The sequence below is a fragment of the Vibrio tarriae genome, from assembly GCF_002216685.1.
GTDB lineage: Bacteria > Pseudomonadota > Gammaproteobacteria > Enterobacterales > Vibrionaceae > Vibrio > Vibrio tarriae.
Genome location: NZ_CP022352.1, coordinates 1 through 26,442, shown reverse-complemented (window position 1 = coordinate 26,442; position 26,442 = coordinate 1). Strand labels below are relative to the sequence as shown.

The 26,442-nt window shown below is 45.5% G+C and carries 25 protein-coding genes and 1 pseudogene; 16 read left to right on the top strand and 10 right to left on the bottom strand.

The features are described from left to right. Nucleotides 1–131: 131 nt before the first annotated feature. The 4 genes from CEQ48_RS00145 to CEQ48_RS00130 are packed head-to-tail and all read left to right on the top strand — an operon-like array spanning nt 132 to nt 5,699. Complete coding sequence (locus tag CEQ48_RS00145) at nt 132–1,949, top strand: extracellular solute-binding protein (protein ID WP_089069823.1); 1,818 nt, start codon at nt 132–134, stop codon at nt 1,947–1,949. Between the two features lie 8 nt (nt 1,950–1,957). Continuing rightward, nucleotides 1,958–3,055, top strand: coding sequence for a microcin C ABC transporter permease YejB (locus CEQ48_RS00140; RefSeq protein WP_089069822.1), 1,098 nt, complete (start codon nt 1,958–1,960; stop codon nt 3,053–3,055). Next, a complete protein-coding gene (locus tag CEQ48_RS00135) occupies nt 3,055–4,110 on the top strand; it encodes an ABC transporter permease (protein WP_181710946.1) in 1,056 nt (351 codons plus the stop codon). Before CEQ48_RS00140 ends, CEQ48_RS00135 begins: the two co-directional genes overlap by 1 nt. Then, nucleotides 4,107–5,699, top strand: a complete 1,593-nt coding sequence (locus CEQ48_RS00130) for an ABC transporter ATP-binding protein (protein ID WP_089069820.1) — start codon at nt 4,107–4,109, stop codon at nt 5,697–5,699. The genes CEQ48_RS00135 and CEQ48_RS00130 overlap by 4 nt, the downstream gene beginning before the upstream one ends. A gap of 79 nt (nt 5,700–5,778) precedes the next feature. On the opposite strand, the gene CEQ48_RS00125 is transcribed toward CEQ48_RS00130, so the two are convergent. Then, on the bottom strand, nt 5,779–6,171 hold the full coding sequence (locus CEQ48_RS00125; RefSeq protein WP_089069819.1) for a PPC domain-containing DNA-binding protein: 393 nt from the start codon (nt 6,169–6,171) through the stop codon (nt 5,779–5,781). Next, nucleotides 6,168–6,764, bottom strand: coding sequence for a TetR/AcrR family transcriptional regulator (locus tag CEQ48_RS00120; RefSeq protein WP_089069818.1), 597 nt, complete (start codon nt 6,762–6,764; stop codon nt 6,168–6,170). The genes CEQ48_RS00125 and CEQ48_RS00120 overlap by 4 nt, the downstream gene beginning before the upstream one ends. Nucleotides 6,765–6,865: 101 nt before the next feature. On the opposite strand from CEQ48_RS00120, the gene CEQ48_RS00115 reads away from it, so the two are divergent. Both CEQ48_RS00115 and CEQ48_RS00110 read left to right on the top strand, forming a co-directional pair. Continuing rightward, the gene (locus CEQ48_RS00115; protein ID WP_089069817.1) at nt 6,866–7,477 is read left to right on the top strand and encodes a glutathione S-transferase; all 612 of its coding nucleotides are present in this window, start codon (nt 6,866–6,868) and stop codon (nt 7,475–7,477) included. A gap of 11 nt (nt 7,478–7,488) precedes the next feature. Next, nucleotides 7,489–8,157, top strand: coding sequence for a glutathione S-transferase family protein (locus tag CEQ48_RS00110; protein ID WP_089069816.1), 669 nt, complete (start codon nt 7,489–7,491; stop codon nt 8,155–8,157). 71 nt (nt 8,158–8,228) lie between these two features. On the opposite strand, the gene CEQ48_RS00105 is transcribed toward CEQ48_RS00110, so the two are convergent. Continuing rightward, nucleotides 8,229–8,978 (bottom strand): substrate-binding periplasmic protein, encoded by a 750-nt coding sequence (locus tag CEQ48_RS00105; RefSeq protein WP_198301125.1) that lies wholly within the window; start codon nt 8,976–8,978, stop codon nt 8,229–8,231. Nucleotides 8,979–9,129: 151 nt separating this feature from the next. Here CEQ48_RS00105 and CEQ48_RS00100 point away from each other — a divergent pair, with 151 nt between their 5' ends. Then, entirely contained in the window at nt 9,130–9,612 is a 483-nt protein-coding gene (locus CEQ48_RS00100; RefSeq protein WP_089069814.1) for an RNA-binding S4 domain-containing protein, read from the top strand. Between the two features lie 156 nt (nt 9,613–9,768). On the opposite strand, the gene CEQ48_RS00090 is transcribed toward CEQ48_RS00100, so the two are convergent. Beyond that, nucleotides 9,769–10,560 (bottom strand): M48 family metallopeptidase, encoded by a 792-nt coding sequence (locus CEQ48_RS00090; RefSeq protein WP_000753575.1) that lies wholly within the window; start codon nt 10,558–10,560, stop codon nt 9,769–9,771. A gap of 167 nt (nt 10,561–10,727) precedes the next feature. On the opposite strand from CEQ48_RS00090, the gene CEQ48_RS00085 reads away from it, so the two are divergent. From CEQ48_RS00085 to CEQ48_RS00075, 3 genes are all read left to right on the top strand, one after another. Continuing rightward, nucleotides 10,728–11,180 carry a hotdog fold thioesterase gene (locus CEQ48_RS00085; RefSeq protein ID WP_000029665.1) on the top strand — a complete coding sequence of 151 codons (453 nt, stop codon included), beginning with the start codon at nt 10,728–10,730 and terminating at the stop codon, nt 11,178–11,180. Nucleotides 11,181–11,210: 30 nt separating this feature from the next. Continuing rightward, nucleotides 11,211–11,414, top strand: a complete 204-nt coding sequence (locus CEQ48_RS00080) for a DUF3389 family protein (RefSeq protein ID WP_231975517.1) — start codon at nt 11,211–11,213, stop codon at nt 11,412–11,414. Nucleotides 11,415–11,494: 80 nt separating this feature from the next. After that, a complete protein-coding gene (locus CEQ48_RS00075; RefSeq protein WP_089069813.1) occupies nt 11,495–13,192 on the top strand; it encodes an SgrR family transcriptional regulator in 1,698 nt (565 codons plus the stop codon). A 287-nt stretch (nt 13,193–13,479) separates the two neighbouring features. Here the strand turns inward: CEQ48_RS00075 and CEQ48_RS00065 are convergent, their stop codons facing one another. After that, on the bottom strand, nt 13,480–15,615 hold the full coding sequence (locus CEQ48_RS00065; protein WP_089070536.1) for a TonB-dependent hemoglobin/transferrin/lactoferrin family receptor: 2,136 nt from the start codon (nt 15,613–15,615) through the stop codon (nt 13,480–13,482). 235 nt (nt 15,616–15,850) lie between these two features. Here CEQ48_RS00065 and CEQ48_RS00060 point away from each other — a divergent pair, with 235 nt between their 5' ends. Next, nucleotides 15,851–16,738: a LysR substrate-binding domain-containing protein gene (locus CEQ48_RS00060; RefSeq protein ID WP_089069812.1), complete on the top strand. Its 888-nt coding sequence runs from the start codon at nt 15,851–15,853 to the stop codon at nt 16,736–16,738. Nucleotides 16,739–16,787: 49 nt separating this feature from the next. Here the strand turns inward: CEQ48_RS00060 and CEQ48_RS00055 are convergent, their stop codons facing one another. Beyond that, nucleotides 16,788–19,469 carry a bifunctional acetate--CoA ligase family protein/GNAT family N-acetyltransferase gene (locus CEQ48_RS00055; protein WP_089069811.1) on the bottom strand — a complete coding sequence of 894 codons (2,682 nt, stop codon included), beginning with the start codon at nt 19,467–19,469 and terminating at the stop codon, nt 16,788–16,790. Nucleotides 19,470–19,687: 218 nt separating this feature from the next. On the opposite strand from CEQ48_RS00055, the gene CEQ48_RS00050 reads away from it, so the two are divergent. The 4 genes from CEQ48_RS00050 to yciH all read left to right on the top strand — a co-directional run bounded on the left by CEQ48_RS00050 (nt 19,688) and on the right by yciH (nt 22,294). Next, nucleotides 19,688–20,263 (top strand): SPOR domain-containing protein, encoded by a 576-nt coding sequence (locus CEQ48_RS00050; RefSeq protein ID WP_181710944.1) that lies wholly within the window; start codon nt 19,688–19,690, stop codon nt 20,261–20,263. Nucleotides 20,264–20,413: 150 nt separating this feature from the next. Continuing rightward, nucleotides 20,414–21,427 carry a D-alanine--D-alanine ligase gene (locus CEQ48_RS00045; protein ID WP_089069809.1) on the top strand — a complete coding sequence of 338 codons (1,014 nt, stop codon included), beginning with the start codon at nt 20,414–20,416 and terminating at the stop codon, nt 21,425–21,427. A 163-nt stretch (nt 21,428–21,590) separates the two neighbouring features. Beyond that, on the top strand, nt 21,591–21,986 hold the full coding sequence (locus CEQ48_RS00040) for a DUF3319 domain-containing protein (protein WP_089069808.1): 396 nt from the start codon (nt 21,591–21,593) through the stop codon (nt 21,984–21,986). Then, the gene (gene yciH / locus CEQ48_RS00035; protein WP_089069807.1) at nt 21,983–22,294 is read left to right on the top strand and encodes a stress response translation initiation inhibitor YciH; all 312 of its coding nucleotides are present in this window, start codon (nt 21,983–21,985) and stop codon (nt 22,292–22,294) included. Before CEQ48_RS00040 ends, yciH begins: the two co-directional genes overlap by 4 nt. A gap of 602 nt (nt 22,295–22,896) precedes the next feature. On the opposite strand, the gene CEQ48_RS19770 is transcribed toward yciH, so the two are convergent. The 4 genes and pseudogenes from CEQ48_RS19770 to CEQ48_RS00015 form a co-directional block, all read right to left on the bottom strand. Beyond that, complete coding sequence (locus CEQ48_RS19770) at nt 22,897–23,151, bottom strand: hypothetical protein (protein ID WP_061051257.1); 255 nt, start codon at nt 23,149–23,151, stop codon at nt 22,897–22,899. Between the two features lies 1 nt (nt 23,152). Beyond that, the gene (locus CEQ48_RS00025; RefSeq protein ID WP_089069805.1) at nt 23,153–23,812 is read right to left on the bottom strand and encodes a gcrA cell cycle regulator family protein; all 660 of its coding nucleotides are present in this window, start codon (nt 23,810–23,812) and stop codon (nt 23,153–23,155) included. A gap of 16 nt (nt 23,813–23,828) precedes the next feature. After that, on the bottom strand, nt 23,829–24,107 hold the full coding sequence (locus tag CEQ48_RS00020) for a single-stranded DNA-binding protein (RefSeq protein ID WP_089069804.1): 279 nt from the start codon (nt 24,105–24,107) through the stop codon (nt 23,829–23,831). 76 nt (nt 24,108–24,183) lie between these two features. Beyond that, nucleotides 24,184–25,481 (bottom strand): annotated as a pseudogene (locus CEQ48_RS00015) (phage/plasmid replication protein, II/X family). Nucleotides 25,482–25,591: 110 nt separating this feature from the next. On the opposite strand from CEQ48_RS00015, the gene CEQ48_RS00010 reads away from it, so the two are divergent. After that, a complete protein-coding gene (locus CEQ48_RS00010) occupies nt 25,592–25,819 on the top strand; it encodes a helix-turn-helix transcriptional regulator (protein ID WP_308507404.1) in 228 nt (75 codons plus the stop codon). Nucleotides 25,820–26,442 lie beyond the last annotated feature (623 nt).

The window sequence follows — 26,442 nt, the reverse complement described above, 5'->3', positions numbered from 1 at the left end:
TAATTTGCAGTGTCCTATATCCAAGCGACTTAGAGATAAACGCAGCCAAGGCCGCTGCAGCCTCAAGTAGGAAGGGATATTTTTGTCTGAAATAGAAATCACTGTTCGTTTACGTCTTTAGGGAGAAAGCCATGCGCAGTTGGAAGCCGATTGCTTTAGGAGTGACGCTCGCGTTATCGAGCCAATTCAGTTGGGCGGCCGTGATTGAAACCACTCGGCTGGTTGGGTTTGGGGAAGCAAAGTACCCAGAAAACTTCACGCACTTTGATTATGTCAATCCACAAACCCCCAAATACGGTAAAGTGACCTTCGGTGAGTTGGGCACCTACGATAACTTTAACCGTTTTGCTTCACGTGGCGTGTCGGCGGCCAATACCGCGGAGTTGTATGATCCTCTCATGTTTTCTCCTGCGGATGAAATTGACTCTTACTATCCGTTGATTGCCAGTAAAATTCGCTATTCCGATGATTTCACTTGGCTGGAAATTGATCTCAATCCGAATGCGCGTTTCCATGATGGCAAACCGATCACCGCGCAGGATGTGGAGTTCTCTTTTGAGAAGTTTATGGCAGAAGGTGTCCCGCAATATCGAGTGTATTATCAGGATGTAAAATCCGTGAAAGCCATTGCTGAGCGGACAGTACGCATTGAAATGAAGCAGCCAAACCGTGAACAGTTATTCAGCTTGGCGCAATCGACCCGAGTCTTACCCAAACATTACTGGCAAGACAAGAATTTGGCCGAGCCGCTCAATGAGCCTCCCGTTGGGAGTGGCGCTTATCAAATTATCGATTTCAAACCCGGTCAGAGTGTGACCTATAAGCTGAATCCGGACTATTGGGCAAAAGATTTGCCTGTCAACGTTGGGCGTAACAACTTCGCCCAGATCCAGTACGACTACTATCGCGATGACACCGTGATGCTGGAGGCGTTTAAAGCGGGTGAGTTTGATTTACGTGAAGAGAACCAAGCCAAGTTCTGGGCGACCTCTTACACTGGGCGTAATTTTGACCAAGGTTTGATTAAGAAAGAGGAAATTGCTCACCAAGCGCCAGCCTCTACTCAGGGATTTATTTTCAATACACAGCGTCCTGTATTCCAAGATGTTCGAGTCCGTGAGGCACTCAACTACGCCTTAGACTTTGAATGGATGAACAAAAACCTGTTCTACGATCAATACCAGCGAACCCGCAGCTATTTCCAAAACACCGAATACGAGGCTCAAGGCCTGCCGAATGCCGCAGAACTTGCTGTGCTCACCCCTTACAAAGAACAACTGCCCGCTCGGGTATTTACGGAAACTTATCAGCCTTCCGTGACCGATGGCAGCGGACGAATTCGTACCCAAATGCGCGAAGCATTTGCCTTGCTGAAAGAAGCGGGATGGGAGCTAAAAAATAAGGTGATGACCAACGTCAAGACTGGTGAGCCACTCAGTTTTGAACTGTTGATTTACAGTCCAACAACAGAGCGAATTGCGATTCCTCTGCAAAAAAATCTGCAGCTCATGGGGATTGAGATGAAGATCCGCACGGTCGACACCACGCAATATACCAAACGTCTGCGTGATCGTGATTTTGACATGATATCGCACGGCTTTAGCGCGAATCCTTACCCTAGCCCGAATCTACTGATTGTCTGGAATTCCAATTATATGGATTCCAGCTACAACTCAGCGGGGGCCAATCATCCGGTGATTGATGCTCTGACCGAACAAATAGCCAAAAGCCAGCAAGATACCGAAAAACTTCGCGCACTGGGTTCAGCGCTCGATCGCGTGTTGCAATGGAATTTCTACCTCATTCCGCAATGGCATTTGAGTATGTACCGTGTGGCGATGTGGGATAAATTCAGCCGCCCAAGTGTGCTACCGAAATATTCCCTCGGTTTAGACACCTGGTGGATAGATCAAGAGAAAGCCGCGCGGCTACCTGAAAAACGGCGTTAGGAGGCGCAATGCTCAGTTATATTCTGCGCCGTTTGTTACTGGTGGTGCCCACCTTGTGGGCCATCATCACCATTAACTTTTTTATTATTCAGATTGCGCCAGGGGGCCCAGTAGAGCAGGCCATTGCTCAGTTGGAAGGTAACACCTCCGGCGTCATGGAGCGTTTTACGGGGGGCGGGCAAGAAGTCGCGGCGTCGACGGATGCGCCGGTTTCTGGTTATCCGGTTTCTGGGTATAAAGGTTCACGTGGACTTGATCCGCAAGTGGTCGAAGAGATCACCCGTCGTTTTGGCTTTGATAAGCCCATCCATGAACGCTATTTCCAGATGCTTAAGGATTACGCCACGTTTAATTTTGGCGAAAGCTTATTTCGTGGCGGCGATGTGATTGATTTGATTGTGGAGCGATTACCGGTTTCCATTTCCCTCGGATTGTGGAGCACGCTGCTGATCTATCTGATTTCGATTCCTTTGGGGATCAGCAAAGCGATTCATCACGGTTCGCGTTTTGATGTTTGGTCGAGTGCGGTGGTGATCATTGGCTACGCTATTCCCGGATTTCTGTTTGCGATCATCTTGATTATCCTCTTTGCCAGCGGCAACTATTTCAGTTGGTTTCCGCTGCGCGGTTTAGTTTCCGATAACTTCGCCAGCTTGCCTTGGTATCAACAAGTGCTGGATTACTTTTGGCACCTCACGTTACCCACATTAGCCATGGTCATTGGCGGTTTTGCTACGTTAAGCATGCTCACCAAAAACTCGTTTTTAGATGAGATTAACAAGCAATATGTGGTCACCGCGCGCGCGAAGGGGTTGGATGAACAGCGCATTCTCTACAAACATGTGTTTCGTAATGCCATGTTGATCATCATTGCCGGATTTCCGAGCGCATTTATCAGTATCTTCTTCACGGGTTCGATGCTGATTGAAGTGATGTTCTCGCTGGAAGGTATTGGTCTACTTGGCTTTGAAGCCACGATTCAACGTGATTATCCTTTGGTATTCAGTTCGTTGTATATCATGACTTTGCTCGGGTTGTTGCTCAGCATCATTTCAGATTTGACTTACATGTGGGTTGACCCACGCATTGATTTTGAGGCTCGTTGATGGGGATGACAAAAGCAAGCAAGCGTGTGCCGAATCCGTTGACTGAGGCACGCTGGGCGCGATTTAAAGCCAATCGGCGTGGTTTTTGGTCACTGTGGATTTTCTTATTGCTGTTTGTGGTGAGCTTATTTGCTGAGCTTATCGCTAACGACAAACCACTCCTCATTCAGTATGACGGAGCGTGGTACATGCCGATCGTACAGCGCTATAGCGAAACCCAATTTGGTGGAGAATTTGATACGGAAGCGGATTACACCGATCCCTATGTGGTTGGCTTGATTGAAGAGAAAGGGCAAATCATCTGGCCGCCAATCCGTTTTCATTATGACACCATCAATTTTGATATCACCAGCAGTGTGCCTTCTGCGCCGGATTCAGTGAACTGGTTAGGCACGGATGATAAAGGGCGCGACGTGTTAGCTCGGATCATTTACGGTTTTCGAATCTCGGTGTTGTTTGGTTTTATTCTCACGGTGATTTCGTCACTGATTGGCGTTTTAATCGGCGCTACGCAAGGTTATTACGGCGGCTGGCTTGATCTGTTTGGGCAGCGCTTTATTGAAGTGTGGTCTGGCATGCCAACCTTGTTCCTTTTGATCATCTTATCGAGCTTTGTTGAACCGAATTTCTGGTGGTTGCTCGGCATCATGGTGCTGTTTAGTTGGATGAGCTTGGTGGGCGTCGTGCGTGCCGAGTTTTTACGTTGCCGTAATTTTGATTATGTACGTGCTGCACAAGCGATGGGAGTCAGTGATATGCGCATTATTCTGCGCCATATGTTGCCTAACGCTATGGTCGCCTCGTTAACCATGATGCCGTTTATTCTTTCTGGCTCAGTCACTACTCTCACCTCATTGGATTTTCTTGGCTTTGGCTTGCCGGCCGGTTCACCGTCATTGGGCGAACTGCTCGCACAGGGCAAAGCCAACTTACAAGCGCCTTGGCTTGGTATTTCAGCGTTTGTGGTGCTGTCGGTCATGCTGACTTTACTGGTCTTTATCGGTGAAGCGGTACGTGATGCCTTTGACCCTCATTTACAACGGAGCCGTGCATGAACGATTGGGTATTGAAAATAGATAATCTGTCGGTGGGTTTTGGTATCGCAGGGCAGGCACGCCGTGTGACGGAAGGGGTAAGCTTAACCATTGCGCGTGGTGAAACGCTGGCTTTGGTGGGAGAAAGTGGGTCGGGAAAATCCGTGACAGCCAACGCGATTTTGCGTTTGTTGCCCAAAGGATCGGCGCACTATTTAAGTGGCAGCATTCATTTTGGCGATGTTGATACCCTGCGCTGCTCAGAGCGCGCGCTGCGCGGCATCCGCGGGGGACGCATAGGGATGATTTTTCAAGAGCCGATGGTCTCGCTTAATCCTCTGCAAAAAATTGGAAAACAGTTGGTAGAAACCTTAGCGATCCATCGAGGATTACGTGCAACGGCAGCAGAGCAAAAAGCGATTGAATGGCTTGGCAAGGTGGGTATTCGTCACCCTGAAATCAAGATCAATGCCTATCCGCATGAGCTCTCAGGCGGTGAGCGGCAACGTGTGATGATTGCCATGGCGCTAATCAATGAACCCGAGCTACTGATTGCCGATGAACCTACCACGGCATTAGATGTTTCGGTACAAGCGCAAATTTTGGATTTACTTAAATCTCTACAACAAGAATTGGGCATGGCGATGTTGTTCATTACCCATGATCTGAGCATAGTGCGCCGAATTGCTGACCGAGTGGCAGTGATGCAAAATGGCCAATTGGTTGAAACTAACGCGTGCCACACTTTGTTTGCTGCGCCTGCACATCCCTATACCCAGCAGTTGATCAATGCCGATCCGCGTGGTGTGCCCGTCCCTATGGCGATGGATGCTCCGACGCTGCTGCAAGCGGAAAAGTTACGGGTGTGGTTTCCAATCAAAGGCGGTTTTTTTCGCCGTACTCAAGCCTACATTAAAGCGGTCACAGATATGAGTTTTACCTTGGCTAAAGGGCAATCGCTTGGTTTGGTGGGGGAAAGCGGTTCAGGGAAATCGACCACGGGCATGGCGATTCTCAAGCTTCTCACCTCACAAGGGGCTATCCGTTTTGCAGGGCAAGATCTGCAAGCTCTCAAACGCCGTGAAATGCTGCCGTATCGCAGTAAAATGCAGGTGGTGTTTCAAGACCCATATTCTGCGCTTAATCCTCGAATGTCGGTAGCGCAAGTGATAGGCGAGGGTTTACGCGTGCATAGCCAGCTTAATGATGACGAGATTGATCACGCGATTTGCGCGGTGATGCAGGAAGTCGGCCTAGATGTGGACACTCGGCATCGCTATCCCAATGAATTTTCTGGTGGTCAACGGCAGCGTATCGCGATTGCGCGTGCGTTGGTGCTCAAGCCTGAGTTCATATTGCTTGATGAGCCAACTTCGTCGTTAGACCGAACTGTGCAAGCGCAAGTACTGGATTTGCTGAAAGATTTGCAGCTGAAATACCAATTAACCTATCTGTTCATTAGCCATGATCTCGCGGTGATCCGCGCTTTATGTCACCACACCATAGTGATGAAAGCGGGGGAAATTGTCGAACATGGTGAAACTCAAAACCTATTTGAGAATCCAAGTCACCCTTATACGCAGCAGCTAGTGCGTCTTTCTCTGTTGTAATCCGACGAGCTATTGCATTCCTATACTCTTCTTACTTGGAGTTGCAGCCAACACTGCTGCTTCAAGTAGGAAGGATTCACTATGAGATCACAAGTTCGCTATAACCAGTATTGGGGTCAAACTCTCGTGTAAAGTGGTGCTGCGGATAGTGATGGATCATCAATTCTGCCGTGGTATTGATAAGGTTACCCTCGAGCAAATGCCCACCCCAAACACGCCCCTGCGCATCAGCAACCGTGATATGCAAATGGCAATGTTGGTACGTTAAAGTACCGGAGAGTGACAGAATCTCAAACGGGGCACTCACTTGTAGGGTCGAAAAACTATCGGCAAGGCGAATATGCAACGTCGATAAGCATCCCACGCACGACGCGATAGAGCCTGCATGGATTCGATGTTGTTGAACGAGCTGTACAATCTGCTGCTTTAAATCCATTCCTCGAGTTAAGCGCAGGGCAATCAAATGGATCATGCTTTAGCCCCTATAAAATCGCCCTCTATCAAACGGATCAAGGCTTCTAATCCCTGCTCAAGATTGGCATGGCGCTGCGCTTTACCAAGCACGCGCATACCTTGCATCTGGGTCAAAACTAATGGCGCCAAAGAGTCCGCACAAAGATGAGAAGCAATTTGACCTTGTTGCGTCGCATTGTTGAGCGCACGGGCGATCAGGTGCAGCAGATGATCAAATAACGCGTGACCTTTGCTTAAGACTTCATCGTCCGTGTTTGCATGCTCAACCAAGGCATTTTGCATAAAACAACCACAGTTTCCCTCGCGTTGGAGCGCGGCAAAATGCTGCAAAAACGCTTTCAATTCTGGCCACGCCGCACTTTCGAGCTCGAGATCTTTAAGGGCAGGGGAACTGACCAAATTCAGATAACGATCCAGCGCTTCGTAATAGAGCTTTTGCTTATCACCAAACGTGTTGTAAAGGCTAAAGCGATTGATTTGTAAGTGATCGACCAAATCGGATATCGCGGTATTGGCATACCCTTTTTGCCAAAACAGCGTCATTGCTTGGTGTAATTTCTCTTCGCGATCAAAGTTGCATTTTCTTGCCATTGGAAACTCGGTTGCTTAAATCTATTCTTGACTGAACGTTCAGAAACTGCGTAGAGTATATCCAGAACGATCGTTCAGAAAAAGTAATTAAGGATAACAAAATGAAATTATATGAAACCGCAATGACACCAAGCAGCCGCAGAGTCTCGATTTTTCTTAAAGAATTAGGTATTGATGTTGAGCGTGTACAAGTTGACGTTCGTGGTGGTGAAAACTTATCGGATACGTTTAAGAGCAAAAGCTTGAACGGAAAAGTGCCTCTACTTGAACTTGATGATGGCACAACACTGTGTGAAAGCGTGGCAATTTGCCGCTATTTTGATCTTGCTTCCCCCAATACTCACCAGTTGTTCGGAGATTCAGCATTAGAACAAGCCCAAGTTGAGATGTGGCACCGAGTGGTTGAGTTTCAAGGACTGTATGCGGGATTTCAAGCCTTTCGAAATTTAAGTGGCATCTATAAAGATCGTGAACACTGCGTGTACGCTTGGGGTGAAGAGAGCAAAGCTCGCGTGGCTGCGTTTTTACCACAACTTGAGCAGCGATTGGCACAATCGCAATTTATTGCGACGAATCGTTTCACTATTGTTGATATTACCGCCTACATTTTTATTGGTTTCGCCCAAAAAGCGCTCGAACTTCCTGTGTTTGAACACTATCCGCACATCACTCGTTGGTTTGAGCAAATCTCGCAACGACCAGCCTTTCAATAAAGGATTTTTCTATGATTGATTTTTATACTGCAGCAACACCGAATGGCCACAAAATTGCCATCGCATTGGAAGAGATGGGTTTGGAATACACCACCCACGCGCTCAACCTTTCGAACAACGACCAAAAACAGCCCGCATTTACCGCGATTAACCCGAATGGGCGTATTCCAGCGATTATTGACCGTGACAATGAAGACTTTGCGGTGTTTGAGTCGGGTGCGATTTTGCTCTATCTAGCAGAGAAAAGCGGAAAGTTCTTACCCCAAGAAAGCAAAGCGCGCTCCAAAGTGATCCAATGGTTGATGTTTCAAATGGGCGGCGTAGGGCCAATGATGGGGCAGGCTAACGTGTTTTATCGCTATTTCCCAGAGAAAATCCAACCGGCTATCGATCGTTATCAAAAAGAGGGACGCCGTTTGTTTGAAGTGATGGATGGCCAGCTAGCCCAAAACCCGTATTTGGCTGGAGATGAATACACGATTGCCGATATCGCGACCTTTCCATGGGTTCGAATCCATGAATGGAGTGGAATCTCGATTGACGGTCTGACTCATTTACAGCGTTGGATGAACGAGATCGCTGCGCGTCCTGCCGTAGTGAAAGGGTTAACCGTGCCACCTCCAAGTAATGTCAGTGATGATGAGCGAGCTAAACAGATCCGCAATATGGTGACACGCTAAAATGATACCCAAACAACTTGGCATTGCAGCGCGCTAACGCCGCTGTAGCTTGAAGTCGTAAGGGAACTGCATTATTCAATATAGCGGTCAACAATCTTGTCGAGTTGGCCGCTGCTTTTTAGCTCAGCAAGAGCACTGTTGAATGAGGCTACAAACTGGCTCTGGTAAGGATATTGCTCGAGGTTTTGGTTGGTAAACCCGATGTAGCCTTGCTCTAAACTGATTTTGGTGGCTATGGAAAAATTAACGGTATCGACAATGCCTTCACGTTTTAATCGTGTGAGTTCCCATAAAATAGAGATGCGATCGTTGACATAGCAATCTATTCTGTCACCGCGTAACTTTAGTAGATTGACGCGATTGCCATTAGCGTATTTCACCTCAATCTGCTTTTCTTCGACGGCTTTCCAAAACACTTGCCCGCCTAGACTGAATCCATCGTTCATTCCTATGGTTAAACCGTAAAAGTCCCGAGGCCATTCGGCTGACTTACGTTTGTTGAGCCATGCGTTTTGACAATAGACCACCACCTCTTCATCTAGGATAGGGTCTGAGTAAGGATGGATGTAAGGTCGGCGCTGCGGATAATAATAGGGGGGAAGCAAAGCAAAAATTCTTCCTGCTTCGAGTAGCTTGAGTCCACGTCGCCAAGGGATGGGTTGTAAATCAATCTCAAATTCTGTCATCAAAACATCGGCGGCACGAAGTATTTCAGGATAGATACCCACGGCACGACTATTTTCAACATAACTGTATGGCGGATAAGCATCATCCGCAAAAATGGTCACCCTTTGCGGATTCGCATGGAGATTCGCCGAGATCAAGTAAAGTGAGATAAAAAGTAACCCAATGCGCATAGTCACCTTATTTGAGGAGATGGAATTTCACTTTAGTTTAGTGGCTATTTGGATAGGCGTTGGTAAAAACCATTGAAAAGGCTAAACTGCGTAAAAATTTTTTGAGAGTAGTGTCATGACCGACGAGCAATTCAACCCGCAAGATGAAGAAATCGAAATAGAAGCGATTGGTGTTGAGGTCTCTTGCCAGCCGATTGAGCTGTACAAAGTGTTAAAAATTGCCAATGCCGTAAGTGGAGGTGGTGAAGCAAAACACGTGATCAGTGAAGGCTATGTGTTTGTTAATGGCGATGTAGAAACTCGCAAACGCTGCAAAGTGTTTGATGGCGATCTGATTGAATTTAACCAAGAGTTTTATTTGGTGATTTGTGATGCACCTGTCACAGAGTCAGAGTCACTCGATACTCAACCTGAGCTAGCATCGTCGCTCAAGCCGACAAAAACGCAGAAGAAGTCTTCTGCCAACACTTCGGCCAAATCCAAGCCATCAAAAAACAGCAAAACCGCATCTGGACAAAAAAAAGCCAAGAACGATAAAAAATCACCACAAAGCGACAGCAAATCCCCATCAGGACGCAGTGCTATCCGATTCTTTTGACGTGACGTTGTGACGAACATCACTAGACTGAATAGCTCAGTCTAGTGATGTTTGTTTTATGAAGGCGCTATGTTTTTGAAATCTCGTCGTTTTTATAAAAACAGTATTTAGCAGACGAGAGCACCTGAAAACCAAGGCGTTATTAAAAACCAGAAACTAAAGAGCACACTGAGCTTTAGAACCTTGATGTGGTGGCAGTGTATTGATCGTTGCACTCAAATCGCTGATACGGGTGCTGTGTGATGGGTGGGTCGAAAGCAGCTCAGGCGGCTGTTTTCCTCCAGAGGCTTTAGCCATATTTTTCCAAAGCTCAATACTCTGATAAGGGTCAAAGCCTGCTCTTGCCATCAAGGCCAATCCTAATATATCGGCTTCTGACTCTTGGTTGCGACCATAGGGCAAAATCACCCCGTACTGCACACCAACGCCGAGCGCGGACATGGTCAGATTACGATATTGCGCATATTCAGATGCCCCAATTGCGATATCCGTCAGTTGTAAGCCCGCGTTCGCTAATTGCGACTGCGATAAACGCTCATTACTGTGGTTTGACAGCACATGAGCGATTTCATGGCCAATCACGGTCGCTAACTGGTCCTGATTCACCGCAACCTTCAGTAGACCCGTGTATACCCCAATTTTCCCACCTGGCAGGGCAAACGCGTTAACTTGGTCACTCTCAAACACGACCACTTCCCATTGCTCAAAACTGCTTTGCTTAGGTACTTGAGCGGTAATCGCTTTGGTTACACATTGCACATACGCATTGGTTTTTGCATCTTTACTGATTGGAATTTCCTGTTTCATCTGCGTGAAAGACTTCGCGCCAAGCTGACTCATGTCGTTGTCAGAAAACAGTAGCAATTGATTTCGGCCTGTCGGTGAAGCGCTGCATGCCGCTAAACCAAGAGTCATTAATAAAGTGAGCGCCAGTTGCGTCTTTTTCATCTTATAGTCCTTATTTCTGTGGCGATCGATGAATGGCGTTTATATTAGCACCATACATTCATAATGTTATCCCCTCATCTTTACTGTCGCAGAGTTGGTGCACGACTTTGTGTTCGTTGGATGGAGTCGTTACAATGAGTCACTTTTACTCGTTCAGGACTCAAACGATGTCGATTTGGAATAAGCCCATCAGTTTAGAAACACTCAATGCCACATCGAAAAATACGTTAATTGAACATTTAAATATCATTTACACCGAAGTGACAGAAAATAGCATTTCCGCCACTATGCCGGTCTGCCATTTCACACATCAGCCACTTGGCATGTTGCATGGTGGCGCTTCGGTGGTGCTCGCGGAAACCTTAGGTTCAGTAGCGGCCAATTTCAGTGTGGGTGAAGACGCTTACTGTGTGGGCTTGGATATCAATGCTAACCATGTCCGTGCGATGCGTGAAGGTTCAGTGACAGGTACTGCAGTACCGTTGCACATCGGGGTATCGACTCAAGTGTGGCAAATTGAGATCAAAGATGAACAAGGACGACTGGTTTGTATTAGCCGTTTGACGGTCGCGGTGAAACGTTCACGACCAAAGCAAGCCAAACCAGTAGCCGAGGTTTAAATGGTGATTCAATTTAGTGGTGGCAAAATCATTGTAACCCCCCATGAAGTTGTCGTACGGCTCGGACACGAGAATCGCGTTACCTTGCAAGCCCAAGCGGAGGCCATCACGCTAATGGGAAAGGGGGCAAATGTGATGATCGCCAATGGCAGTGAAAGCAAATGGTCAGTGAAGCTCGATGATGAAGAGCAACTGAGCGCCATTGCTCAAACGTTAGGTTGTGACTTGCTTTAAAAGTTTTTGCGGTGGGCTTGCTAAAGCTTACAAAATAAGGAAACTGTCTAGAATTAGAAGTTAGATGAGATTTCCTCTTTATGAGCAGCCCGCGTTTACGTGTTCAGTTCGAAACACTCTTTGAACATTTTCAAGGTCAAGACGTTGAAACCCAACTGGAAGATGTCACCGATATTCTTTTTTGCACTCGACGTAATGCGCGTATTGTCCTCAATAAAATGGAAGAAGAGGGCTGGATTGAGTGGCATCCTGCGGCTGGGCGCGGCAAACTCTCGCAACTGATCTTTAAACGCAGTCGTGCGGATGTCAGTGAGAACCTTGCGCGCCGCTATCTCAATGAAGGAAAGATAGGCCAAGCGTTTGCCGTGCTTGATCAGGACGCCGCAAAATTAACTCAAGTGATCGAAAGCTATCTTGGCGTTCAGCATCAAGAAGGTCTGCAAGTTGTCAGGTTGCCGTACTATCGTCAGCTATCGATGTTGAACCCACAAAAGCCGATGCGCCGCTCTGAACAGCATATTGCGCGACAGGTGTTTAGCGGACTCACACGCCTTGATGAAGAAGAGCAATTACAGCCTGATTTAGCACACGCTTGGCAGGCACTATCAGATACTCACTGGCGGTTTTACTTACGTCCCGGGGTGCGCTTTCATAATGGCAATCTCCTCACCACCGAACTGATTGTGCAAAATCTTTGGCAGCTACGGTTGCTTAATCTTTTTGCCCATATTGACCGAGTTGACTCACCTTACCCTTGGGCGGTCGATGTGCATCTGCAAAAGCCCGATATCCGCTTACCGCTATTGCTTGCCGAAGCCTGTGCCAAAATCCTCCCAGCGGAGTCCGATCGCAATCCTGACTTTGATTTAATGCCAGTGGGGACAGGGCCCTACAAAGTGGTTCTAAACGATGAAAAACGTTTGGTTTTGCAAGCGTTTGATGGCTATTTTGGTTTTCGTCCACTGCTGGACCGAGTTGAAGTTTGGGTGATTGATGAAGTGCACTCTTCCATGGTTTTTCCAAGCTTATCCAATCCGATGAAAACCGCTCGAGGATCATCAACAGAAGAGGTAGAACTGGATCCCGGCTGCACCTATTTACTGCTTAATCGTCGCAATGGCGTTGCCAAAGATGAACATTGGGCACGCTATCTCACGGACAAACTCAATGCGCTCAATCTGTTTCGTCTTCTGCCAGAAGAGAAAATCATTGAACTTGGGGTCTTGCCAGCCTATGGGTTAAAACCCGGGTGGTATCATCACGCAGCGGCAGCGCAAAGAACGTTACCGCCAGAAACCAAAGAACTCACGATTGCCTATCACGCTCAGCATCCAATGTTTCCGACTGTTGCTAATGCGATTAAACAATTGCTCAGCCAAGATGGGATCACAGTCAATGTCATCAAATATGAACACACGGTAGTTGAAACTGAAAATGTGGATATTTGGATCAAGCCAATGGGTATTGCTAATCATCGTGATGATGCGTTAGCGGGGTGGTTACTCAATTACTCCGATATTGAGTTTTTGAGCAAAGGAGAGGATTTCAATCAGTGGGTGAGTTTAATTGATGCTTGGCGTGCTGACTCTTCTGCGCTCTTCCCCGCGAAAGAACTGGGGAAATCACTGGTGGAAAAACACCAACTGATCCCGATGTTCCACTGCTGGTTAGGAATCAGTAAAGATCAGTGCGGTGCGCTACAAAATGCGAAATGCAATGCGCTAGGTTGGTTCGATTTTAGCCAAGTCTGGGTAAAACCCGATTTGTCAGAACACTAGCTTTTACTCACTCGTGGGATTTGATCTCGATCGCTAATTAGCCAGTTTCACAAAATAAACACTGCTTGTCGGTAAGCCCAGTGCTAGACTATGTGCGAACTCAGTAGAATCGCTTAGGAGGATAAGTGGAACTGGCACTGATCATTGCTTTTATCGTTGCTGCCGCAGTAATGGTAAAAAAAGAGATGGCAGAGAACAAATAATTCATTTCATCACCTTTTAAATTCCTTTTGAATGAAGTGTTCTTTAAGAAAAAAGCCAGCGTAAGCTGGCTTTTTGTCTTTTGATTAGAACTGGTAATCGAGAGAAATTCCCCAGTTACGTCCTGGTTGAGATTGGTAGTCAATATTGAACGCTTCGGTTCCTGTTTTTCCAGAAGCATCCGAGTAGTGCCAGTACTTCTTATCAAATAAGTTAAACAGTCCAGCACGAACCGTGAGATCTTTTACTGGAACATAATACGCAGTAAGGTCAACTACGGTATAACCCGCTACATCGAGGTTGTTATCAAGTTGCCACTCATCTTTGCTGGCCACCATTTTCACATTGAGCGCTGAACCAAAGTTCACTTGATCATAACCTAGCCCAAACACACTGGTTAATGGCGCAACGGTATCAATCTCTTTACCCGCTGCTCTATCTTCACCGTGCGCATAAGCGACCGTTAGGCGAGCATAGCTACCATGAGGAAGAGGTGATACCGTATCCAGTAATAGAGTAGAACTGAGTTCAGCTCCGTAAATACGAACTTCGTCGATGTTGTATTTACTGATTACATCTTTGCCACCAGACTGACCGGTTTTGGTTTGTGTGATGAAATCTTTGTAATCATTGATAAATACAGCAAATTCCATATTGCCATACGCATTATTTCCGCGAGTTCCCACTTCATACGAGATACTGCGTTCCGCTTTTAAATCAGGGTTAGCTTCAATAATCGCCCCTTGATTGTAGAAATAGTAAAGGTCATACACTGTTGGAGCTTTAAATCCTTGACTGATCTGACCAAACAGCGCGAGATTATCTTCTAAGTGGTAAACTGCCCCAAGCTTTCCGGTGAAGGCATTATCTTTATTTGGCTGATATTTGGTGGTAAACCCTGAATCTGTTTTTGGTGTTGCCTCAAACGAGTCATAACGTAAACCTGCGGTCAGGATTAGTTGTTCATCCATTAGATACAGTTGATCTTGAGCGAACAGACCCCATTTCACGACGTCTGCATCAGGTACTCCTGTGCTACCGGAACGTGAAGTTCCTGTTCTATAAAAATGATCGGTGTTTTCTAGACTGAACGCATTGTTTAGGAAACCACCACCATACGTTACATCATGGGACACACCATCAACTTCAACTAGCTTATTAAATTGCGCATCAAATTGAACTGCTTTATCTGCTGAATCACGTTCACGCATACGAGCACCACTACTTGGCGTCGTGTCGTAGTTTTTATTCAAAGAGCTAGAATCTTGGTGGCTTAATGTTAAGTTGCTTTCGTCTGCGAGCAGAGCATTCATTAACCATTGATGGTCTAACGAGACACGAGTACGCTTATTCACGTCTTCATTAAAGTTATTGCTATAGACAAACCCTGGCATAATTGCATAGCCATTGTAATTGAGTTCATCTTCATCATAGTTTTTAGTGTAATGCTCTAGGGTTAACCCCAAACGATGGTTTTCATTTGCTTGGTACTGAGCTTTAGCAAGCACATTACCTAGATCAGTATCCGCTGGGTTAGTTGCACCGCGTTTAGGTCCTTCAATGTCAGCACCAGAACCGTGAGATTGAGTTTCGTGACCTTGTGCATAGGTGGCCATTACTAACGTCTCAAGTTTGCCTTCGCGCATTGCCCAAGTCAGGGTATTTTTGAACTGCTCATCCACAGAAGTGTAAGTTGACTTAATACCAAAGCGATGACCATCCTCTTCACCAACTAATACATCACTTGGATTCTTAGTACGAAATTGAACCAAGCCTCCCAATGCATCTGAGCCATACAGGGTCGAAGAGGGGCCCTTGTTCACTTCAATCGCTTGTAAAGTATCTACCTCAATCGCATTACTGTACTTACGTTGCTCTGTCGCACCTGGGTTATAACCTACTGGTTGCTGAACGCCATCAATCACAGTCAAAATGCGACTATCTTCTATGCCGCGAATGTTGAAACCTGAAATACCAAAGCGACTACCAGATTTCACTTCTACACCTGGGGTGTATTTGAGTGCATCTTTAGCATTTGTGGCCAAACTACTATCGATATCTTTAGCGCTGACGGTATCAATAGAAGCAGCAACGTCTTGTTTATCCTGAGCTGAACGTGTCGCTGTGACGACAACTTCATTGAATTGTGACTCTTGTTCAGCGTATGCTGAAGGCACGAGTGCTAGCATGATCGCGCTAGAGAGCAGAGACTTTTTATACATTTGAGCTACCTGCAATTTCCATGTTGAGTAAAACGCATGGATTTTAATTAACATTAATGATAATTGCTATCATTTGTGTTTAATTGTTTGGCTCGTGTGAAAAAAACTAAGCCGGATTTTTTTGAAATGAATCTGATAATCAAAAGGTTATATTAATTTTAGAGATATTTAATTTGTTGCTAACCGTGATGTTTATCACTGTTAATTGAAGATAAACTATCTATAGGAGAAAGCATTGTTAAGTCCAATCACTCTTGAAGCGCTGCATATTTTGGATGCAATCGAACGTAGGGGGAGCTTTGCAGCGGCCGCCAATGAGCTTAATCGAGCACCGAGTTCATTGAGCTATCAAATCCAAAAGCTTGAACAAGATTTGGATTTGATGATCTTTGATCGCTCCGGTCATCGAGCCAATTTTACTGAAGCGGGCAAACTTATCTTAGAGCGGGGCAGGGCCATCTTGGCTGCGACCGAAAAATTGGTCAATGATGCCACTTTACTGGCCAATGGCTGGGAGCTCGACATCACGATTGCACTGGATGGCATTGTGCCCGCAGCCAATCTTTTTCCTATGGTCGAAGCGCTGGGTAACATCAGTAAAACGCGAGTGCGCATTCAAGATGAAATTTTGGCGGGTTGTTGGGAAGCGTTAGCTACGGGACGTGCGGATCTGCTGATTTGCCCACGCATAGAGTCATTACCACAAGAAGTGAAAGCCGAAACCATTGGTAACATGAAAATGATCTGGGTTGCCGCGCCAACACACTATGTGCATCGTCGTTCGGGGGAGTTTAATGAAGAGGCCAGAGAAAAGTATCGTGCTATTGCCATTGCCGATACGGCTCGTGAACAGCCAGCAATGAGTGTAAATATTCTACAGCGTCAACCTCGCTTAACAGTCAGTAATTTGGACGCAAAATGCAAAGCGTTAGTGGCGGGCTTAGGGATTGGTACTTTGCCATTACAAGTGGCTCAGCTTTATATTGATAAAGGTGAGCTAAAGGGAATTCATGGTTCTGAAGATCTAGAGATGGATATAGTACTAGCTTGGCGACGTAACCAGATGGGTGAGGCCAAATCTTGGTGTATTCAATACCTGAAGAAGAATTGGCGTTGGGAGTAGATCCGAAAAAGTGACAGAAGATCATCGGGATCTTCTGTCACTTTTATATTTAGTGTAATGGTAGGACCATGTCAGCAGTGCCATCCTCAAAATGAATGTCGACGGCAAAACCCATTTTTTGCGCTAAGGTCAACATGCCGCGATTGGTTGGCATCGTCATTCCTGACATTTGTTGCGTCCCTTTGGATCGACAGTAATCAATGATTTTCCGCATCAAGATCTTACCGAGCCCTTTTCCCTTCATATCCGAACGAATCAAGATGGCAAATTCGGCATCAGTATTTTCATGATTAATTAACGCTCGAGAGACTCCAATAATCTCTGAGTCCTCACCTTCACCGCTGACCGCGACAAACGCCATTTCTCGGTCAAAATCGATTTGAGTTAAGTTTGCGAGAGCTTCATGATTAAACTCACCGACATCAGAGAAAAAGCGCTTATAGAGGTCTTCCTTGGAAACTTTCTTGATAAATGCGGCATGTTTCGGCTCATCTTCAGGCAATATGGGACGTACGGTTAGCCACTCTCCATCGCGTGCTTGGCATCTTTCTTCCAGCTCAGTCGGATAGGGTCGAATAGCAAGTCGGCTTTGCGCATCACCACTGAACTGGTGCAGCACCAGATTAGCATCCAAGATAGTAAACTGGCTGCCATTGACAAGCAGGGGATGGATATCCAGCTCATGAACTTGTGGGCATTCAACGATCATTTGCGAAATACGAACCAAAAATTCAGATAAACCTTCAATATCAATAGGAACGGGGAGTTTTTGTAGCCGGATTTTGCCGCTACGTATCGCTCGAACAATCAAGTAGCGCGCTAGCGTCATATTGAGAGGAGGTAACGCGGCGGCGGCATCCAGCGATTCATCCCACTCAGAACCGCCTTGCCCTAATAAAATCACCGGCCCAAAAGTCGCATCGGTTTTGACTTTGATCCTAAGTTCTTCTCCACCGGCCAGTTTTGCCATGCCTTGAACTAATAAACCGTGAATATTCGCAGAGGGATAAGAAAGTTGAGTTCTATCCAGAATCGCTTGCGCGGCATTGGCCACTTCTATACGGTTACGTAAGTTCAGCATGACACCTTGCACATCGGATTTGTGCGCGATATCAGGGGAGCGTAACTTCACCGCCACAGGGTAGCCAATGGTCTCGGCTATATGCACCGCTTCTGTACTGTCAGAAGCAATCCATGTTGGCAATACATTGAAATTAAAGCATTTAAGTAAAGTGCCAATTTGATGTGTATCCAGATTGACCTGATCATGTTCGCTTAGGTGTTCATGTATCCATGACTTCGCGGTTTGCATCTCTGAAGCATGTACCACTTCTGTTGTGGTCGGGGTTTCCATCAAATGCTTTTGGTTACGTCGGTACTCGACTAAGTGCATGAAGGCAGTCACCGCACTTTCGGGCGTACGGTAAGTCGGGATCCCAGCCTGATTAAAAATAGTGCGAGCGGGCTTGGCAGATAATTCACCAGACCAGTTGGTCAAAATATTAAACCGTTTGGCGCGAGGATGCTTTTGAACGGCTTCAACCAATGCTTGAGCAGTTTGTTCTGAATGCGCAATTGCAGAAGGGCTATGCATGATCAAAATCGCATCAATGGTATCGCTTTCCAATAAAATGTTTAGGGTTGATACATAGCGCTGATGATCAGCATCACCGACAATGTCGACGGGATTACTGTGTGACCAACTTTGAGGGAGAGACAGATTGAGCTTCTCATAAATCTCATCTTCAAGCTGGGCAAGTTTGCCTCCACGTTCCAATAACGCATCGACAGCCATAATAGCTGGGCCACCACCATTGGTAATAATCGCAAGGCGTTCACCGCGGAGTGGTACTGAATGGGTCAATGTTTCTACAGCCGCGAACAACTCGTGCGTGTTATTGACTCGAAGCATACCTGTACGGCGAATCGCAGAGTCGTAAATGATATCTAAAGTATCATCGCCACCGGTATGCATTTGTGCCGCTTTCCTTCCTGCTTTAGTACGGCCACCTTTTAAGACTAGGATCCGGCGGTTACGAGAAGCTGCGCGAGCGGCAGACATAAAACGTCGCGCGTCACGAATTGTATCGACGTACAGCAAGATCGCATCGGTATGCTTATCGGTACTGAGGGTATCAAGCAAGTCAGCAAAATCGATGTCACTTGCGTTACCCAAAGAAATAAATGCTGAAAAACCAATGCCTTTATCATTAGCCCAATCAAGGATAGTGGTGCACACAGCAGCAGATTGTGACACAAAAGCAATATTACCTTTTAAGGCTGAAACGGGAGAAAACGAACCATTGAACTGAATCCAAGGTAAGATAAGTCCCAAACTATTGGGCCCTAAAATTCGCATATTCACAGAATTGGCGATCGTCATGCATTGAGCTTGAATTTCTTCGCCTTGTACATCCAGAGAGTACATATCGGAAGATAAAACAATCACTTGTTTGACGCCTTTTTCAGCTAGTTGCTTAAATAAGGTGAGATTGCGCGAGGCGTGAGTACAAAGAATCGCAATATCAGGCACAATCGGAAGATCGAAAATCGTTTTGTAAGCCAATACGCCGCAAACGGCAGGATAGTAGGGTGTGACAGGCATAATTGCTCCATCAAAACCACCTTGTAATAAGTTTTTCATCACAATATTACCCGCGCGGAAAGGTCGGATGGATGCCCCAATCACAGCGACTGATTTGGGTCTAAGCAGTTGATTCAAGTGGTTCATATTCTGCCTACCTGATGGAGTGTTTGTTTACATGGTAACCAATTCTTGTGAGCTCTGTTGGGCTAGAACAGCCCTCTGTGATCGAGTTTACAGTTCCCTTTGGTGAGTTTGTGCCATAAATCACAGGATAGATGCATATATTGATATGGTAAGCTTGATTCTCTTGGTTGCAATGTGCATGATTTAAAGCACTTTGTACCTAAGGCATGACTACATCTATGAAAAAAATCGCAGTTATTGGGCTATCAGCACTTCTTGCAGCTTGCGCATCCGGTGAATACACCACAGACGTGAAGACAGAAAGTCATCGCGAAGAGTATTCCGCTGCAGCCGTGGAGCAGCCTGTCATTTCCGAAAATGGTGTGGCAGATGGTATTTCTGAACAGAATGTTGAACAAAACGTTGTCAAAATGGCTCCAGAGAGCGAGAAAAAAGTGGTAAAGATGAGTCCTCAGGTTAAGCCTGCAGTCTCAATTACTCCGCCTACCGCCAAACAAGTAGCAATGAATCCTCGTTATGGATTTACTATTCAAGTAGTTGCTGTTGGCGCGCAAAGCAAAGTGGATCAGTTTGCTTCTAAGCTACCTAAAAATGGCCAGCCTATTTGGGAGAACTACAAAATGGTCAATGGTACAAAATGGTACACCGTGCTTTACGGAGATTATGCGACTCGCCAAGAGGCCGCAGAAGCCATTTCAATTCTTCCAAGCGAATTGCGAGCAATGAAGCCTTTCGTGAAGAGTATTGATTCGATCAAGAACTCGGAATTTCCGACGCTTAATAAGCTCAACTAATCCTTCTTTAAAGGGGCGCAGGCCCCTTTATTGTTTGTTCTGTGAGCAGTTGAATAAGGTTTTCGTGAGAAACGATAACATTGACTGAAACTTCACATTGAATGAACTATCATAGCCATCAATTACTACTTCGGTGTCACGGAAAGATTAATGACTAAGACAACAATCCTACTTTTGTGCGGTGGCGGCTCATCTGAGCACGAAATTTCTCTCGTATCAGCCAACTACATCCAACAACAGCTTGAACTGACTCCAGAGTTTCACGTGATTCGAGTCGAGATGAAAAAAGAGGGATGGTTTTCCGAACATGGAGCCCTCGTCTACCTCGATACAAATAGCGCAACATTAAATAGCGATAATGCTTCCTACCCAATAGATTTTGTTGTTCCTTGCATCCATGGTTTCCCGGGAGAAACAGGGGATATTCAATCCATGTTAGAACTGGCAGGCATTCCTTATCTAGGCTGTGGGCCAGAGGCCAGTGCAAACAGCTTTAACAAAATCACGTCCAAACTGTGGTATGACGCATTAGATATTCCTAACACACCGTATCTATTTTTAACCCAAAATACACCAAGATCGATTGAAAAAGCCAAGCAAGCTTTTGGTCATTGGGGAAGTATCTTTGTCAAAGCTGCTCGTCAAGGCTCTTCAGTTGGATGCTACAAAGTAACCACAGAAGATCAGATTGCCCCAGCTATTAAGGCTGCTTTTGGTTTCTCAGAGCAAGTTCTCGTCGAGCAAGCCGTTAAACCTCGAGAGTTAGAGGTTTCTGCTTATGAGATGAACGGAAAACTTTATATCTCAAAGCCGGGAGAAGTGATTGCACCAGAAGATACATTCTATTCATATGAAGAAAAGTACAGTGCGAATAGCCACGCCAAAACCGTCTTAGAAGCTGAAAATCTAACAGAGAAACACAAAGAATTAATTCAAACATATGCTGAACGTGTATTCATCCATATGAATCTTCGTCATTTATCTCGTATCGACTTTTTCTTGACTCAAGAGGGACAAATTTACCTCAATGAGGTCAATACATTTCCAGGAATGACACCGATTTCCATGTTTCCGAAAATGCTAGAGCACAACGGACACCGATTTAGTGAATTCCTCGCGCAATGTGTCACAAACACATTAGTAAAATGCGAAGTAGGGCATTAGGAATCAGGTGACGTTGTCACTTGGCTCCTCTGATTTGGTTTGAAAAGGTCGTAACAGACATGAGATAACTCTATGTAAGCTAACGAATTAGCGACAATATACTTGATAACCTGAGATATAGAATTATTATTTAGGTACCTAGGGATAAAAAAGCAGAGTATCTATGGCTGTTGCAATCTATCGAGGTTTCAATCTCCAATCGGCTGCCAATTCAACTGAAATATGGCAAGTCAGGATAAAAAACCACGTATTGACGGGTAATTTGGCTGCGGTAAAGAAGAGCATTGACTGGTTTTGCGATACTGCATCGATTATTGATCCAAAAGAATTTGAGTCGATCGGCCAGAAACGTGAAGTTTCGGCTGGAGTTCAAGAGCAATTCAATGGCTTTACTATCAAAAACGATACCGGTGAAGCTAATGAGTGGTATTGCTTTTTTAATGGCCGTTTGATTAAAGGTTCCAAAATCGCCATTCAAAAACATATCGAAGCTTACCTCGTGGCAAGACAACGAGCGATGCAACAACAAGCGCAACAAAAAAAGATAGTAATAGTATGACATTGGTGTATTCAACCGAAGTCGGGCGCGTTAAGCCTGAGAATGAAAAAATAGAGCGTCCAAAAGGCGATGGTATTGTCCGCATTTTCCGTGAAACTAAAGGCCGTAAAGGAAAAGGGGTCACCATAGTAAAAGGTTTAGACCTTGATGATGCCGCTCTAAAGCTTCTTGCCGCTGAACTCAAGAAAAAATGTGGATGCGGTGGAGCTGTAAAAGACGGCGATATTGAAATTCAAGGAGATGTTAGAGATCAACTCAAAACCTTGCTTGAATCGAAAGGACACAAAGTAAAATTAGCAGGTGGTTAAGTCGTATTTTACTCCTCGTGTAACCCCAAACTGCCAAGAACTCCACCTTAGAGTGGAGTTCTTTTTTAGCGAAGCAAACCTAAACACATTTGAAAGTGTTGGTAACAGGTTTTCAAATCAAGGGATTACACAAACACTTTTGCACACACAATTGATGCAAGTACAGTGACAATGTCACTAATAATCATACTTAACATTGTCAAATGATAAATATGATTATTAGGTATTTTATGGTAAATGAAGTTATGTTTAATGCTGGATTAAGAATAGGGAGCAGATTGAGGTTTGCGACTTGTTTTCATGTCATGATTTAACATAACATACATAATACGCACTAAGGTGTTTTAGTTTATGGATGATTTTTGTAACAGATTTCAAGCGGCTTGATTAGTGTTACAGGTTTCAACTGCCACAAAGCTTAAGCCTTATGGCAGTTAGCTCCCTGTCATTTGGTGATTAATGGTTGGTCTTTGGTGAGCTTGCGAATGACAGCCCCACAGGATGGACATTGCGGCTGCATAATGACTAAGCCTGTAAAAATTTCATCTTGGAACCACGGTTTATAACAAGATGTGCATTGATATGTTGGGTCATCTTGGCGATTAACCATGCTGACGCCGCCCTTGTAGAAGATCTTTTTCACACTTGCCTCCAGATGTGATGTTGTTGAATTTACGGTAATCGTTGAGTGAGTCTTCAAGGCCTATTTGCCAGAAGTCGTAACACCTAGGACACTGCTCCTCGTACATGTAAACCTGATTATCCATAATGTACTCGGTGCATAGGAAGTCGATATCCCCACATTGGGGACAATGATCACGGCGTTTAAACCGGTGAGTTCTATAACGAGTGCTCATATCACACCGCCTTATACCCATACATCAAAGCTGATGCGGTGACGCCAGACTTACGTCTAAAGTGTGTGTCCAATGCTGCACAGAGTTCGTCTAAGTGCATGGCCATCATTGCGGTTGATGGGCCGTTCTTGTCGTAAAAGATAACCACCGCATCTTCAACTTGGTTTCTCGATGTCGGTGATTTGCGCTGTAGAATCGCTACCCGTTTAACCATGTCATAAGGTAATAAACAGCGTGGGATTGGTGGGTCAACTTCGTCTCGAGTGGGTTTTTTGAGGTTAAGTAGCTTGGCGTAATAAGCTATGGTGCTACGGTTACGACAGAGCTTTTTAGCGCAACCCTCGACACCCAAAAGCCAGAAGTCACGTTTTAAGAATTGCTCTTGCTCAAGCGTTAGCGTCTTGCAACGTCTTAAGCCGAGCTTGCGGATTTGACCTAGAACGCCATCGACCGGACGATTGAGTTGAGATGCAATGATTTCAATATTAGTGCCCTGCTTAAACAAGGCGGTAAGCTGTGTTTTCTCCTCTTCTGTCCATCGAATAATCGTGCGTTTTGGCTCTAGTTTTTGTGGCTCTTGCGCGTGGCGTGGACGTTTTAAAAGGTCTGCAAAGGAGCAAGAGAAGTCTTGCTCCGGTAAAATTGAACTGACGTTTTCCATAACATTAACCTAGCCTTTATTTTTGGTTTATGGGTTCTATCAGGAAGCCGAAGCGCTTCAACTCCAGAGAGCCGTACTTATTAACAGCAAAGCTAGAGGGATGTATTGCATACTGTCCTGCAACATACGCTGGTTGTCCTTTTTCCAGTTGAAGCTTCATTTCTACGGGGAACTTACCACCGAGGTGTGCATAAGCTATTTGCTCATATATCTCACGACCAGGCTGGTCATCCTTGCTTGGGATAGTGCGGGTTTCGATATGTGCATTTTCTGGGAAGATTTCGATTTTAAGCATTAATGAGTCCTTATGTGTGTTGGTGCCGTTCTATGGTATGTACCCGCTCCTATTCCTATGAGTACACACCCCTGAACTAAGCGGTTAAACGGATAACGTTGTCACCATACCCATACATGCGAGAGATATGGCCGACGATAGGCTCTACATAGTCAGCCGGATGCTGCTGTGAGAAATTGATTTCGATAACCTGAAGCAACGGAACAACATTGTCGTTGCCATTGCCTTGAAGGTTTTGGAGTTGAGCTTTGGAGAAGCCGATTGCAAGCAAGTCGTTTAGGTGACGAGCGAAAGTTTGTCGAGATGTGAACGATTGATAAGTAGCATGATATCCATCAGATACTAACTGACGATAGAACCTGAAAAGCTTGTCAGCTCTAGCGTATGACACATTACCTTTAGGTGTATACCGGAAGTAAGTTTGCTTGAGTTTGTTGTGCACTTCTTCGTCGTTAAAGATGTTCATGTGTTGCCCCTCCAGTGCTTCTAGTAACGGTGTGAACGCTTTTGTCCAGATGTCAGCGATTAAGTTGCGTCCCGTAGATTCGTATTGTTTCTGGTAGTTAATTGCGTCGAACAGGTTCTTTGGTATGTCTAAGTCGTCTAGGTATCTGCGATGTGCTCCGGCTTCGAGGCGAACAAGATGCCGAGCGTAGTTAATCAATCTTGGGTCAGACATAACGTCAATAACACGGTCATACGACGTATCACCTTTTTCTTGAAGTGACCGAAAATGATTTAATTGATGGTTAAATTCGGGGCCTTTTAGATAGGCTTTACGATCGCAGTGGCGAGAGCCTTTATTGAAGTACACAGTGGTTTCATGCTCATTGCGTACGGCGGTTCTCATCTGCTTATTGGATACGTTTTTTCAGTTGCTGGATAACTTGTCTAGCTTGAAGCTCAGTTTTCACACGCGCTGAGTAAGTGGCATCAATGGCATCCAGCGTTGCCAAGTGAACATCTAGCATTTCGTAGACGTCAGAATAATTGTTGTAGAACGCCATCAACATTTCGATGGCTCCAACCTCGATAGATGTTGGGCCGTAGACGTTATGGCCTTGGAGGATTTTGGCTGGTGACGCTTTCAACTCAACACATGGGGAGCGGAGATACGTACCCTGATAAATTTTGAATGCCATTCCAGTGAAGTGTGTTGGCAATGATTCGAACGGATGACGGAGGTCTGCGACTTCGTACTGCTCTGCCCCAACCTCACCAGTAAAGAAGATGGTCTTAGCTTCAAGACCAATGCCACGGCGTGAACACTCTTTAATATCAACATAAGACACAGCCTCGCCCGACTTCGCTTGATGGCGTCGAGAAGGTAAATTCAGCTTTGAACGGTATTGATATTTTAAGCTTATCTATCACGCCAAAAAACCCTGTCAAGTACGTTTTTTTATAAGTTACAGTCTAATAATGCGTATTTCAAGCGATTGGTGTAAAAAGGTGGTGTTAAACTAATAAAAAAGCGTACCTATATGGAGGATACAATGATTAAAGACGTACTTAGGGAATCACGCTCTCGATGTGGATTCACACAAGAAGAAATCGCTAAGAGGGTCAAAGTTGCGAAGCAGACTTATCTAAAGTGGGAAAATGGAGATACTGAGCCTAAAGCCAGCCAGATCAAGTTGTTGGCTGAAAACTTGGGTATAACCGCAGACGAAATTTGCAACGGATACCTTTTATGGTCGTTACACACTTGATGATTTCATAATTGAGCAACACATTAGCCAAGCACCAAACAGATGTGATCACGCTAAGAACATGGCAACATATCAAGGATCACGAAAGTTTTATAAATAGCTTAAAGTATCAGCAACTTAACCATGACGAGATGGACGAGATGCACGCAAGCGAGTTGCTTTATCCCAGAACGAAGAAGCGGTGATTCATCCAAACTTGTCTCAAAATGAGACAAGAGTACACTATTAAAGATAGTGTACCCTGTGGTCAGTTTGGCCGATTACGTGAATGCTTGTGCGATGGTGCGGCGCGGTCTTCAGGATGAAGCCCGCATCCACATCCATTCGCACTAAGCTACTCCCAGCTCTCCTCCAATCCTCCTCCTCAGTTCTCGTCGTCGTCATTCCGTCGTTTGGTCGTCATTGTGGTCACGCAGTAACGTGAGGGTCGCGCACAGAGGCGCGAGATAGTCCAAAAATACGGTGAGGGAAACTGCCGCGCGGTGTCGGCATGATGGGAAGTGCTTGGCGTTCTTTCCGCTTGGCTGCTCATTTTCTCTCTACACGCGAGCGTATAGCAGAGAAAATCGAGCCGTGATTTAAAAACGGGCAACACCTTAATTCGTATTACTCGACATTATGTT

Excerpts from the sequence above, each read along its gene's own strand:
- CEQ48_RS00145 (WP_089069823.1), top strand. The coding sequence starts at position 132 with ATGCGCAGTTGGAAGCCGATTGCTTTAGGAGTGACGCTCGCGTTATCG.
- CEQ48_RS00140 (WP_089069822.1), top strand. The coding sequence starts at position 1,958 with ATGCTCAGTTATATTCTGCGCCGTTTGTTACTGGTGGTGCCCACCTTG.
- CEQ48_RS00135 (WP_181710946.1), top strand. The coding sequence starts at position 3,055 with ATGGGGATGACAAAAGCAAGCAAGCGTGTGCCGAATCCGTTGACTGAG.
- CEQ48_RS00130 (WP_089069820.1), top strand. The coding sequence starts at position 4,107 with ATGAACGATTGGGTATTGAAAATAGATAATCTGTCGGTGGGTTTTGGT.
- CEQ48_RS00125 (WP_089069819.1), bottom strand. The coding sequence starts at position 6,171 with ATGATCCATTTGATTGCCCTGCGCTTAACTCGAGGAATGGATTTAAAG.
- CEQ48_RS00120 (WP_089069818.1), bottom strand. The coding sequence starts at position 6,764 with ATGGCAAGAAAATGCAACTTTGATCGCGAAGAGAAATTACACCAAGCA.
- CEQ48_RS00115 (WP_089069817.1), top strand. The coding sequence starts at position 6,866 with ATGAAATTATATGAAACCGCAATGACACCAAGCAGCCGCAGAGTCTCG.
- CEQ48_RS00110 (WP_089069816.1), top strand. The coding sequence starts at position 7,489 with ATGATTGATTTTTATACTGCAGCAACACCGAATGGCCACAAAATTGCC.
- CEQ48_RS00100 (WP_089069814.1), top strand. The coding sequence starts at position 9,130 with ATGACCGACGAGCAATTCAACCCGCAAGATGAAGAAATCGAAATAGAA.
- CEQ48_RS00090 (WP_000753575.1), bottom strand. The coding sequence starts at position 10,560 with ATGAAAAAGACGCAACTGGCGCTCACTTTATTAATGACTCTTGGTTTA.
- CEQ48_RS00085 (WP_000029665.1), top strand. The coding sequence starts at position 10,728 with ATGTCGATTTGGAATAAGCCCATCAGTTTAGAAACACTCAATGCCACA.
- CEQ48_RS00075 (WP_089069813.1), top strand. The coding sequence starts at position 11,495 with ATGAGCAGCCCGCGTTTACGTGTTCAGTTCGAAACACTCTTTGAACAT.
- CEQ48_RS00065 (WP_089070536.1), bottom strand. The coding sequence starts at position 15,615 with ATGTATAAAAAGTCTCTGCTCTCTAGCGCGATCATGCTAGCACTCGTG.
- CEQ48_RS00055 (WP_089069811.1), bottom strand. The coding sequence starts at position 19,469 with ATGAACCACTTGAATCAACTGCTTAGACCCAAATCAGTCGCTGTGATT.
- CEQ48_RS00050 (WP_181710944.1), top strand. The coding sequence starts at position 19,688 with ATGAAAAAAATCGCAGTTATTGGGCTATCAGCACTTCTTGCAGCTTGC.
- CEQ48_RS00045 (WP_089069809.1), top strand. The coding sequence starts at position 20,414 with ATGACTAAGACAACAATCCTACTTTTGTGCGGTGGCGGCTCATCTGAG.
- CEQ48_RS00040 (WP_089069808.1), top strand. The coding sequence starts at position 21,591 with ATGGCTGTTGCAATCTATCGAGGTTTCAATCTCCAATCGGCTGCCAAT.
- yciH (WP_089069807.1), top strand. The coding sequence starts at position 21,983 with ATGACATTGGTGTATTCAACCGAAGTCGGGCGCGTTAAGCCTGAGAAT.
- CEQ48_RS19770 (WP_061051257.1), bottom strand. The coding sequence starts at position 23,151 with ATGAGCACTCGTTATAGAACTCACCGGTTTAAACGCCGTGATCATTGT.
- CEQ48_RS00025 (WP_089069805.1), bottom strand. The coding sequence starts at position 23,812 with ATGGAAAACGTCAGTTCAATTTTACCGGAGCAAGACTTCTCTTGCTCC.
- CEQ48_RS00020 (WP_089069804.1), bottom strand. The coding sequence starts at position 24,107 with ATGCTTAAAATCGAAATCTTCCCAGAAAATGCACATATCGAAACCCGC.
- CEQ48_RS00010 (WP_308507404.1), top strand. The coding sequence starts at position 25,592 with ATGGAGGATACAATGATTAAAGACGTACTTAGGGAATCACGCTCTCGA.